We start from the raw sequence: 2,505 nt of genomic DNA, 5'->3' as shown, positions 1-2,505 counted from the left end.
TCAGATCATCCTCGGGAAGGTGCGCCCTTTCCTACGCCGCCTCACCGAGGCTCATCCACAGGTATTGATCATTGCTCGCCAGCGCCACCCTACCCACGAGTTCTCCGACCGGCACCTCTCGTCGTGCCGGCAAGCCGGTGCCGGTCCACAACCCATTGCGTGGCCCCTGATAGGCCAGTGGGCGGCTCGCCTTCTCTCGCAGCAGCGTCCCGTAACGCTTCTCAGCGGTGCGCTCGTCTTCGATCTCAAGTTCCTTGGACGTACTCACTAATCCCTCCGTCAGGCCACTATTTCGATGACACAGGCCGCGAGCGGCTCGAGTCGGATTTCGGGTTGGACTTCGCTCTGCAACTCGGCGGAGAGCGCTGCGTAGCGCTCCTGCGCCCGACGCCGCTGGCTTTCAAACAGCGCTATCGCCCGCTCACCGCGACCGCGTGCTCGCGCGGTGGCGATCCGGTTCTCGATCGTGGCGACCTTGCGCTGATACTGCTGTTGCATAGTGAACGCCCGCGCCTGCCGAAGCGCCTCGAACTCATGGTTGCGCCGTGCTTGCTCATCCAGGTGCCGGCGATGCAGCTGGTTGTGCGCGCGATCGGCAAGCTTTTCCAGCCGGTTGATGATCGGCACGGGAGCATCGGCAAGTTTTCCTTCGGCGAGCGCAGCCAGCAAGGCGTTCGCCGGACCGTCGCCGGCGTCACGCCCGGATTCGGTGACGGCGGCGCCCCAGATTTCGTCGCCACCACGCGACGCCGATACCGCTTTGGCCATGACGACAACGTAGATACCGGGTGTGACATCTTCGGCTGTGACGGAAAGCCGCAGTGAGGCAAACCGGGCCTGCCGGTGCCCGGGCACTGCGGTCGCCGCCATCGCGAGCGGACTCGTCGCAGTCAGCAGTGTGCCGCCGCTAGTGCGCGCCAACTCTTGATCCAACACCAGCGAAACCGGGATCTCGTTGCGGAGTTGAGTTGTGAGGAAACTCGTTTCGGCGCGGGTGCGCTGTGCGGTTTTGGCGAGCTCCTCGACACGTGCGGCCATGACCGGGTTGCCGTACAGCTCCGCAACCCGCCGGTCGGTGGCCAGTCGGATTCCCGGCGCGCCGTCGACCCGCGCCCAGTCGTCGAGAAGTTGGGCAAGCTCCTGCTGCCCGATGTAGCGTCCGGTGCGCATCAGCTCGTCTTCCAGGCCGGCGACATCGACGTCATTGCTGACCAGCAGCGCGGTGGACGCATCCGATACGTCCTGCAGTCCGGCGCGTTGCTCTTCGATGGCCGTCAGCGCCTCATGCATCTTCTGGTCGCGCTGCTCGGGTGTGAGCGTGAAGTCGAAGCCGGCTTCCAAGGCCTTCGGTGCGTGGGCGGCGATGATCGGTTCCAGTGCCCCGATGGAGGATTCGAAGATGCCGATGCGATCAAGGAGGCGAGAGAGGATGCGTTCATCAATGGTGGCGTCGTTGACGAAGTTGACCACCAGCATGGACTCTTCGACCTGGCCGATTCGGTCGATGCGGCCGATGCGCTGCTCGACCTCCATCGGATTCCACGGCAGGTCGTAGTTGACGACCACTGAGCAGAACTCGAAGTCGAGGCCTTCGCTGGCGACCCGGTTGGCGAGAACGAAATCGTATGCGCCGCTGCGGAAGTCCGCCATGATCTTACGCCGCTGCTCGCGGTTGACCCCGCCGTGCATGACGGCGACACGGAACTCGTCCTCGAGTCTGCCCGCGAGATAGGCCAGCGTGGGCCGTGAATGGGTGAACACCAGCGCCCGCCGGCCGCGCTCATGAAACGTGCGCAACGCATCACGCAGGTCATCGAATTTGGTGTCGACACCTTCGGGTAGCTGTCGTGCGGCAGCTACCAACTCCGCATGCGGTTCCAGACGAACCGCCGCAGTATCCGAGTCGGCATCGGAGATGTCGCCGAACCCTTGCGGGTCGAGCACCGCGCGGCGGGCCATCGGCAGGCATGCGCTGGCGAGCCGCAGCGGCATCTGCATCGCGAAGTGCAGTGGCCTACCCATCGCGGTGGCGCGGTCTTGGCACCACTGGAGATATTGGTCGTAGAATTTGGCTTCGGCTGGGGTCCAGGTGATTTGGTGACGGTCCAGGGTGCGTTTCGCTTTGTGGTCGTCGACCTCGACCTTCTTGGTGCGGGTGATCACCGTCGACAGCGTGTTGAGATCAGCCAGGTAGCGTTTGGCCTCCACGACATCGCGCGGTGACAGCTGGTCTTTGGCCAACACCTCTTTGAGCAACCCGAAGTCGGGACGCTGCATCAACGTGCCGCCGAGGGTGGTCGTGGTGAGCTCATCGAGCTTGGCGCACAGCTCATGGCCGTTGACGCCCTTTTCCATCAGGCGAGCCGCCACGGCATTGATGATGCGGTTGGGCTCCAGTCGCAGTTCAAGGTCTCTGATATCGCCGTAATGAGCCGTCCCGGTAAGTCCGGAGACTCCCGATCTTGGGAGGATTCGAGTTATGGGACGTGCAAGCAGGTATCCCGC

At 63.8% G+C, this 2,505-nt stretch carries 2 protein-coding genes; both read right to left on the bottom strand.

Features of this window, described 5'->3' with window-relative positions; all coding sequences use genetic code 11:
* Positions 1–31 precede the first annotated feature (31 nt).
* Positions 32–268, bottom strand: a complete 237-nt coding sequence (locus tag BST10_RS23470) for a hypothetical protein (protein ID WP_083040752.1) — start codon at positions 266–268, stop codon at positions 32–34.
* A gap of 11 nt (positions 269–279) precedes the next feature.
* Positions 280–2,370: a C-terminal helicase domain-containing protein gene (locus tag BST10_RS22020; RefSeq protein WP_133054471.1), complete on the bottom strand. Its 2,091-nt coding sequence runs from the start codon at positions 2,368–2,370 to the stop codon at positions 280–282.
* Positions 2,371–2,505: the final 135 nt, after the last annotated feature.

The organism is Mycolicibacter algericus DSM 45454, assembly GCF_002086455.1.
GTDB classification, from domain to species: Bacteria; Actinomycetota; Actinomycetes; order Mycobacteriales; family Mycobacteriaceae; genus Mycobacterium; species Mycobacterium algericum.
The sequence above is the reverse complement of the archived record's forward strand: the minus strand, read 5'-3'. Positions and strand labels throughout refer to the sequence as shown.